General features: G+C 72.4%; 7 protein-coding genes. 6 read left to right on the top strand and 1 reads right to left on the bottom strand.

Features of this window, described 5'->3' with window-relative positions:
* The 4 genes from E9998_RS24560 to E9998_RS24545 all read left to right on the top strand — a co-directional run.
* Nucleotides 1-914 (top strand): ABC transporter substrate-binding protein (locus E9998_RS24560; RefSeq protein ID WP_136532385.1); only part of this gene is annotated, 914 nt, incomplete at its 5' end.
* Nucleotides 915-1,075: 161 nt separating this feature from the next.
* Complete coding sequence (locus tag E9998_RS24555; protein ID WP_136532384.1) at nt 1,076-2,131, top strand: phosphotransferase family protein; 1,056 nt, start codon at nt 1,076-1,078, stop codon at nt 2,129-2,131.
* Nucleotides 2,107-3,348, top strand: a complete 1,242-nt coding sequence (locus tag E9998_RS24550; RefSeq protein WP_240037744.1) for an acyl-CoA dehydrogenase family protein — start codon at nt 2,107-2,109, stop codon at nt 3,346-3,348. Before E9998_RS24555 ends, E9998_RS24550 begins: the two co-directional genes overlap by 25 nt.
* Nucleotides 3,345-4,928, top strand: coding sequence for a long-chain-fatty-acid--CoA ligase (locus tag E9998_RS24545; protein WP_136532383.1), 1,584 nt, complete (start codon nt 3,345-3,347; stop codon nt 4,926-4,928). Before E9998_RS24550 ends, E9998_RS24545 begins: the two co-directional genes overlap by 4 nt.
* Here E9998_RS24545 and E9998_RS24540 read toward each other — a convergent pair.
* A complete protein-coding gene (locus tag E9998_RS24540) occupies nt 4,919-5,344 on the bottom strand; it encodes an acyl-CoA thioesterase (RefSeq protein WP_204745643.1) in 426 nt (141 codons plus the stop codon). The genes E9998_RS24545 and E9998_RS24540 overlap by 10 nt on opposite strands.
* A 112-nt stretch (nt 5,345-5,456) precedes the next feature.
* On the opposite strand from E9998_RS24540, the gene E9998_RS24535 reads away from it, so the two are divergent.
* Together E9998_RS24535 and E9998_RS24530 are read left to right on the top strand one after the other, a co-directional pair.
* Nucleotides 5,457-6,638 (top strand): acyl-CoA dehydrogenase family protein, encoded by a 1,182-nt coding sequence (locus E9998_RS24535; protein ID WP_136532382.1) that lies wholly within the window; start codon nt 5,457-5,459, stop codon nt 6,636-6,638.
* Nucleotides 6,639-6,665: 27 nt separating this feature from the next.
* On the top strand, nt 6,666-7,889 hold the full coding sequence (locus tag E9998_RS24530; RefSeq protein ID WP_136532381.1) for an acetyl-CoA C-acetyltransferase: 1,224 nt from the start codon (nt 6,666-6,668) through the stop codon (nt 7,887-7,889).
* The last annotated feature ends 29 nt before the right edge of the window (nt 7,890-7,918 follow it).

Raw genomic sequence — 7,918 nt, 5'->3', positions numbered from 1 at the left:
CCCCGACGCACTCGGCGGTCCTCGACTACCTCGACCAGCAGGGCGTCCCCGACCTGTTCGTCTCCTCGGGCTCGCTGATGTGGAACCAGCCGGGCGTGTACGAGAACACGTTCGCGTTCAACGCCGACTACGTGACCGAGGGCGCCGCCCTGGCGCAGTACGCGGTCGAGCAGGAGCCGGGCGCGAAGATCTGCGTGCTCGGCCAGGACGACGACTACGGCGAGGGCATCATCGAGGGCGTCGAGACCGTCATCGGCTCGAACGCGATCACCGAGGTCCAGATGTACACGACCTCGGCGGAGGACCTGACGGCGCAGATGGGCGCGATGATGTCGGCCGGTTGCGAGGTCAACGTGCTGGGCACCATCAACGGGTTCACGGCGATGGCGGTCGGCACGGCCGCGGCCATGGAGTGGTTCCCGCGCTGGTACGTCTCCTCCTCGGGCGCCGACTACCCGACGCTCGCGGGCTACCTCGGCGAGGACCTCGCCCCGACCCTGTTGCAGGGCATGGTGTCCGCGAACTACCTGCCGTTCAGCCCCGACGGTGAGTGGGTGGCGCTGTTCGAGGAGATCAACGCCGAGTACAACGACGGCGCGCCGTTCACCGGGAACACCGTGTTCGGGATGAGCGTCGGCTACCTGTTCGCCGAGGCCCTGGCCGCGGCGGGCGAGGACCCGACCCGCGAGTCGCTGGTGGCGGCGCTGGAGTCGGGCGACCTGGTGGGCAACGGGATCCTGCCGCTGTCGTACAGCGCCGACGACCACGCCGCGTACCGCGGCGTCGGGATCACGGTGGTGAACGAGGGCGTCCAGGACTTCGTGGGCACCGCCTACACCGTCGGCGCCGGGCAGGTCTCCGAAGTGGAGACCGAGCCCGTGCCTCTGGAGAACGAGGGCATCCCCGCAGGTTAGAACGGCTCCGCGCGGCCGGGGGTCCCTCGTCCTCCGGCCGCGCGGCTCCACCTGAAGCGCGCTTCAGGCGGCTTCAGCGCAGCTTCAGGTTCGGCGACCCACCATGGGGAGGCCGGAAGCGAACACCCCGGGCCCGAGGGCCCAGTACCGGAAGGAGACCGATGACCGAGGCGAACGGCGTGCCCGGACTCGACGTGGAGGGACTCGCCAGATGGCTGGCCCGGGAGCATCCCGGCCTGGCCGGCGAAGGCCCGCTGCGCGCGTCCCTCATCGACGGCGGGCGCTCGAACCTGACCTACCGGGTCGAGGGCGCGAAGACCCCGCTGGTCGTCCGCCGCCCCCCGCTCGGCCACGCGCTCCCCACCGCGCACGACATGCGCCGCGAGCACCGCGTCATCTCGGCGCTCCAGGGCCTCGTCCCCGTGCCGTCCACCGTGGACGTGGTCGACGACGTCGCCGCCGCCGAGGTCACCGGCACGGTCTTCTTCGTCATGGAGCACGTCGACGGCCAGGTCCTAGCCGACCCGTCCCAGAACGCCGACTGGACCGCCGAAGGCCTGCACCGCCTGGGCATCGGCGTCGCCGAGATCCTCGCCGACCTCCACGCGGTCGACCCCGAGTCGGTCGGCCTGGGCGACTTCGGCCGCCCCGGCGGCTACCTCGAACGGCAGATGCGCACCTGGCGGCGCCAGTACGACGCCTCCCGCTCGCGCGACCAGCCCGCCCTCGACCGCCTCCAGGACCGACTCGCCGCCGCCGTCCCCACCGGGCAGACCCGGGCCGGGATCGTCCACGGCGACTACCGGCTCGACAACATGCTCGTCACCGGTCCGCCCGCCTCGCCGCGCGTCGCCGCCGTCCTCGACTGGGAGATGGCCACCCTCGGCGACCCGCTCGTCGACCTCGGGATGCTCGGCATGTACTGGCACATCAGGGAACTGAGCGGCGGCGAGGCCGCCGCGGGCGCCATCGTCGCCGGCGCCGGCTACCCCGGCTTCGCCGAGGTCGCCGACGCCTACGCCGCCCGCGCCCGCACCACCACCCCCGACCTGGCCTGGTACCGGGCCTTCGCCTGCTACAAGCTGGCGGTCATCCTCGAAGGCGTCCACTACCGGTACGTCGGCGGCCTCACCGTCGGCGACGGCTTCGATCGCGTGGGCGCCCTGGTCGCGCCCCTGGCCGAGGAGGGCCTGTGGATTTCCGACCCGACGAGATGACCCGCGCCTTCGCCGACGAGGCCCGGACCTTCATCGACGAGCACGTCCTGCCCGCCGAGCCCGTGCTCGCGAAGCAGGTCGCCGACACCCCCGGCGCATGGACCGTCCGGCCCGTCGTCCGCGCCCTCCAGGAGACCGCGCGCGAACGCGGCCTGTGGAACCTGTTCCTCCCGCCCGGCCCCCACGGCCTCGGCGGCGGCCTCTCCAACCTCCGCTACGCGCCCGTCGCCGAACTCACCGGCCGCAGCCCCCGCCTCGCCCCCGCCGCCATGAACTGCGCCGCACCCGATACCGGCAACATGGAGCTCCTCGCCCACTTCGGCACCTCCGAACAGCGCGAGGCCTGGCTCGAACCCCTCCTGGAAGCCCAGATCCGCTCCGCGTTCTGCATGACCGAACCCGCCACCGCCTCCTCCGACGCCTCCCAGATCGCCACCCGCATCCACCGCGACGGCGCCGAATACGTCGTCAACGGCCGCAAATGGTTCGCCACCGGCGCCATGAACCCCGACTGCCGGCTCCTCATCGTCATGGGCAAGACCGACCCCAACGGGCCCCGCCACCGCCAGCAGTCCATGCTCCTCGTCCCGCGCGACACCCCCGGCGTCACCGTCGTGCGCCCCCTCACCGTCCTCGGCTACGACGACCGCGACCACGGCGGCCACGCCGAGATCGTCTTCGACGACGCCCGCGTCCCCGCCGCCAACCTCCTCGGCGAGATCGGTGCCGGCTTCGCCATCGCCCAGGCCCGCCTCGGCCCCGGCCGCGTCCACCACTGCATGAGGGCCCTCGGCATGGCCGAACGCGCACTCGACCTGTGCCGCACCAGGGCCAACGAACGCATCGCCTTCGGAGGCCCGCTCGCCGCCAAAGGCGTCGTGCGCACCTGGGCCGCCGAAGCCCGCGTCGAGATCGAGGCCCTGCGCCTCCTCGTCCTCAAGACCGCCTGGCTCATGGACACCGTCGGCGCCCGCGAGGCCCGGCTCGAGATCCAGTCCATCAAGATCGCCGTCCCCCGCGCCGTCCAGCGCATCCTCGACAACGCGATCCAACTGTTCGGCGCCGCCGGGCTCAGCGACGACCACCCCCTCGCCGAGATGCTCGCCGCCGCCCGCGCCATGCGACTCGCCGACGGCCCCGACGAGGTTCACCTCGCCGCCCTCGGCAAGGCCGAACTCCGTCTACCCTCAACCGCAACGGAAGGAGAAGTGCGATGACGCACCGTCCCGACCAGGCGATCGACGGCCCCGGGCAGGGGACGCTCTCGATCGCCGCCATCCTCGCCGAGGCCGCCCGCCGCAGGCCCGACGCCCCGGCCCTCCACTTCATGGGCCGCACCATCGCCTACGGCGAACTGTGGGACCAGACCCGCGCCTACGCCGGCGCGCTCGCCGCCCGCGGCATCGGACCCGGCTCCCGCGTCGCCATGCTCGTCCCGAACGTGCCCGACTTCCCGCGCGTCTACTACGCCGCGCTGGCGCTCGGCGCCGTCGTCGTCCCGATCCACCTGCTGTTCAAGGCCGAGGAGATCGCGTTCGTGCTCCAGGACGCCGAGGCCGACCTGCTCGTGGCCGCCGCGCCGCTCCTGGCCGAGGCCGCCCCCGCGGCCCTGCGCGCCGGGGTCCCGCTCACCACGGTCCTCGCCCCCGAAGGCCTCGACGTGGGCGGGGCCCCGGTCCCGCGCCTCGAAGCCGAAGCGGCCCAAGCCGAACCGATCGCCCGCTACGCGTCGGTGAACCCGCTGGCGGCGGCGACGATCCTGTACACCTCGGGCACCACCGGCACCCCCAAGGGCGCGGTCGGCTCGCACCTGGCGATGATCGAGCAGGTGCACTGCGCCCTCCTTGACTCCTTCGACGTGCGGCCCGACGACGTGCTCTACGGCGGCCTGCCGTTCTTCCACTCCTTCGGGCAGATGGCGGTGCTCAACATCGGGTTCCGGCGCGGGGCCTCGATCATCCTGCTGCCGAAGTTCGACCCGGACGAGGCGCTGAACCTCCTCGTGAAGTACCAGGCCACGCTGTTCACCGCCGTGCCCACGAACTTCGCGCAGATCGTTGAGGCCGCGAAGCGCTCGGCGCTGCGGCCGCCGCTGCGCTACGCCGTCTCGGGCGGGGCCGCGCTGCCGGTGGCGCTCCTGGAGGCCTTCGAGCGGACCTTCGGCGCCGAGGTCCACGAGGGCTACGGGCTCACCGAGACCTCGCCCACCGCCTCGTTCAACAACGTGGGCGAGCCGATCCGGCCGGGCACGGTGGGCACGAGCCTGTGGGGCGTCGACGTCGCGGTAGCCGAGTCCGAGACCGAGGACCGGATCGTGCTCCTCGACGAGCCGGGCGCGCTCGGCGAGGTCGTCGTGCGCGGCCACAACCTCATGAAGGGCTACCTGAACCGGCCTGACGCCACCGCCGCCGCGGTCATCGACGGCTGGTTCCGCACCGGCGACCTCGGCACGGTGGGCGCCGACGGCGTCGTGACCATCGTCGACCGCAAGAAGGACATGATCATCCGCAACGGCTACAACGTCTATCCGACCGAGGTGGAGGCCGTGCTCGCACGCCACCCGGCGGTGTCCATCGCCGCGGTCTTCGGCGTGCCGCACGAGACGCACGGGCAGGAGGTGCACGCGGCGGTCGTACCCGCCGAGGGCGCCGACGTCGACGCCGCCGAACTCGTCGCCTACATGAAGGAGCGGGTCGCGGCCTACAAGTACCCGCGCGCGGTGCACGTGGTCGAGGCCCTCCCGCTCGGTCCGAGCGGGAAGGTCCTCAAACGCGAGCTCCAGCAGGTCTACGGCTGACGCGCTCCGATGTGGAGCTCCGCTTCGACCGCGGCGCGGATCGGCGCCGGAATCGGCACGGGGCGTCGCTCCTTGCGGTCGACGAAGACGTGCGTGAACCGCCCCATCGCCAGCGGCGCCTCCCGTCCGGAGGCGCCCTGGCGCAGGATCGCCAGGTCCCAGGTGATCGCGGTGGTCCCGAGGCGGGCCACCGCGATATCGACCTCCAGGACCTCGGGGAACGAGGCGGGCGCGAGGAACTCGCAGGAGGAGGCGCGGGCCAGGCCGATCACGTCCCCGCCGGGGTCGAGGTCGGCGCGGCGCATCATCCAGGTGTTCACCGCCGAGTCCATCGCCTCGTAGTACACGGTGTTGTTCATGTGGCCGTACTGGTCGTTGTCGTTCCAGCGCAGCGGGAACAGATGGCGGTTGGTCACGGTCGCTCCTTCGGGGCGGTTCGCACGGGCCGCCGCGATCGAGGCGGCGCCACACCCATCCTAGTAACATACCGACTGGTCGGTTTTACCGGCTCGCACCACAGGAGGAACGATGACCGACACGCCGACCCTCGCCGCCGACTTCTACGCCTTCCAGGACCTGCTCACCCCCGTCGAACAGGCGGCGGCGCTGCGCATCCGCGAGTTCATGGAGCGCGAGGTGCGCCCCGTCGCCGACGACCACTGGGAGCGCGCCGAGTTCCCCCACCACCTCATCCCCGGGATCGCCGCCACGGGCGTCATCGGCACCGCGTGGCCCGAGTCCCGCCGGTTCGAGAACAGCGCGCTCTTCCGCGGCTGGGCCGCGGTCGAGATCGCCCGCGTCGACGCGTCCTTCGCGACCTTCGTCGGCGTCACCTCGGGACTGGCCATGGGCGCCATCGGCGTCGGCGGCTCGCCCGAGCAGCGCGCCGAGTGGCTCCCGCGCATGGGCCGCGGCGAGGTCATCGGCGCCTTCGGCCTCACCGAGCCCTCCGCCGGCTCCGACACCGCCCGCGGCCTGCGCACCACCGCCACCCGCCGCGGCGACACCTGGACCCTCGACGGCGCCAAACGCTGGATCGGCAACGCCACCTTCGCCGACCTCACCGTCATCTGGGCGAAGGACACCGCCGACGACCGGGTGAAGGGCTTCATCGTCCGCAAGGACGCCCCCGGCTTCAAGGCCGAGAAGATCGAACGCAAGCAGTCTTTGCGCGGCGTCCAGAACGCCGACATCACGCTCACCGGCGTCGAAGTCCCCGAATCCGACCGCCTCCAGCGGATCGATTCCTTCAAGGACCTCGCGGGCGTCCTGGGCCCCACCAGGGTCGGCGTCGCCTGGGAGGCCATGGGCATCGCGGTCGGCGCCTACGAGGCCGCCGTCCGCTACGCCGCCGAACGCGAGCAGTTCGGGCGGCCCATCGCCTCCTTCCAGCTCGTGCAGCAGAAGCTCGCCGACTCACTCGCCGACGTCACCGCGGGCCTCGCCGTCTGCGTCCGCGTCTCCCAGATGGAGGACGCCGGGACGCGCCGCGACGAGCACGCCGCCCTTGCGAAGGCCTTCTGCACCGGCAGGATGCGCGCCGTCGTCGCCCGCTGCCGAGAAGTGCTCGGCGGCAACGGCATCCAGCTCGACCACGGCGTGGCCCGGTTCTTCGCCGACGCCGAGGCCGTCTACTCATACGAAGGCACCTACGACATGAACACCCTGATCGTCGGCCGGGCGATCACCGGCGTGCAGGCGTTCGTCTGAAACCCCACCTCACCGAAAGGGAACACCATGACCGAGGCCTACATCGTCGCCACCGCCCGCTCGCCGATCGGGCGCGCCTACAAGGGTTCGCTCAAGGACGCGCGGGCCGACGACCTCGCCGCGCAGATGGTGCGCGCCGCCGTCGACAAGGTCCCCGGGCTCGACCCCGAACGCATCGACGACCTCATGCTCGGCTGCGGGATGCCCGGCGGCTACCAGGGCATGAACATGGCGCGCATCGTCGCGGTCCTGCTCGGCTGGGACACCGTGCCCGGCGCGACCGTGACCCGCTACTGCTCCTCCAGCCTCCAGACCACCCGCATGGCCTTCCACGCCGTCAAGGCCGGCGAGGGCGACGTGTTCGTCTCCGCGGGCGTGGAGTCGGTGAGCGGCATGGCGATCGGCTCCAGCGACCACCTCCCGGGCGCCGACCTGGAGAACCCCGTCTTCGCCGACGCCCTGGCGCGCACCGCCAAACGCGCGGGCGGCGCCGAACCCGGCTGGAGCGACCCGCGCGGGGCGGGCCTGCTGCCCGACCCCTACATCGCGATGGGCCAGACCGCCGAGAACGTCGCCGCGATCCGCGGGATCACCCGCGAGGACCAGGACGCCTTCGCCGCGCGCAGCCAGCAGCGAGCCGAACGCGCGATCGCCGAGGGCTTCTGGGCCCGCGACATCACCCCCGTCACGCTCGCCGACGGCACGGTCGTCACCGCCGACGACGGCCCGCGCCCGGGCACCACCGCCGAGAAGCTCGCCGCCCTCGACCCGGTGTTCCGCCCCGGCGGCACCGTCACGGCCGGGAACGCGTGCCCGCTCAACGACGGCGCCGCGGCGGTCGTCGTGGTGTCAGAGCGAGTGGTGAACGAACTCGGCCTCCAGCCCTTGGCGCGCATCGTCTCCACGGCCGTGACCGGCCTGTCCCCGGAGATCATGGGCCTGGGCCCCGTCGAGGCGGTCCAGCTCGCCCTGGTCCGGGCGGGCCTCGGCATCGCCGACATCGACCTGGTCGAGATCAACGAGGCCTTTGCCGCGCAGGTGATCCCGTCGGCGCGCGAGCTGGGGATCGACGAGGAGCGCCTGAACATCAAGGGCGGCGCCATCGCGGTCGGCCACCCCTTCGGCATGACCGGCGCCCGGATCACCTCGACCCTCATCAACGCCCTCGCCGACACCGGAGGCCGCTACGGCGTCGAGGCGATGTGCGTCGGCGGCGGTCAGGGCATGGCGATGGTCCTCGAACGCCTCTGACCGGACTCGACAGGAAGCGGAGCGGCCCT

The sequence above is a fragment of the Glycomyces paridis genome (assembly GCF_004912155.1).
GTDB lineage: Bacteria > Actinomycetota > Actinomycetes > Mycobacteriales > Micromonosporaceae > Glycomyces > Glycomyces paridis.
This window is presented reverse-complemented; position numbering and strand designations above follow the sequence as displayed.

Coding starts and splice junctions, on each gene's coding strand:
- E9998_RS24545 (WP_136532383.1), top strand. CDS start 3,345: ATGACGCACCGTCCCGACCAGGCGATCGACGGCCCCGGGCAGGGGACG.
- E9998_RS24535 (WP_136532382.1), top strand. CDS start 5,457: ATGACCGACACGCCGACCCTCGCCGCCGACTTCTACGCCTTCCAGGAC.
- E9998_RS24530 (WP_136532381.1), top strand. CDS start 6,666: ATGACCGAGGCCTACATCGTCGCCACCGCCCGCTCGCCGATCGGGCGC.
- E9998_RS24555 (WP_136532384.1), top strand. CDS start 1,076: ATGACCGAGGCGAACGGCGTGCCCGGACTCGACGTGGAGGGACTCGCC.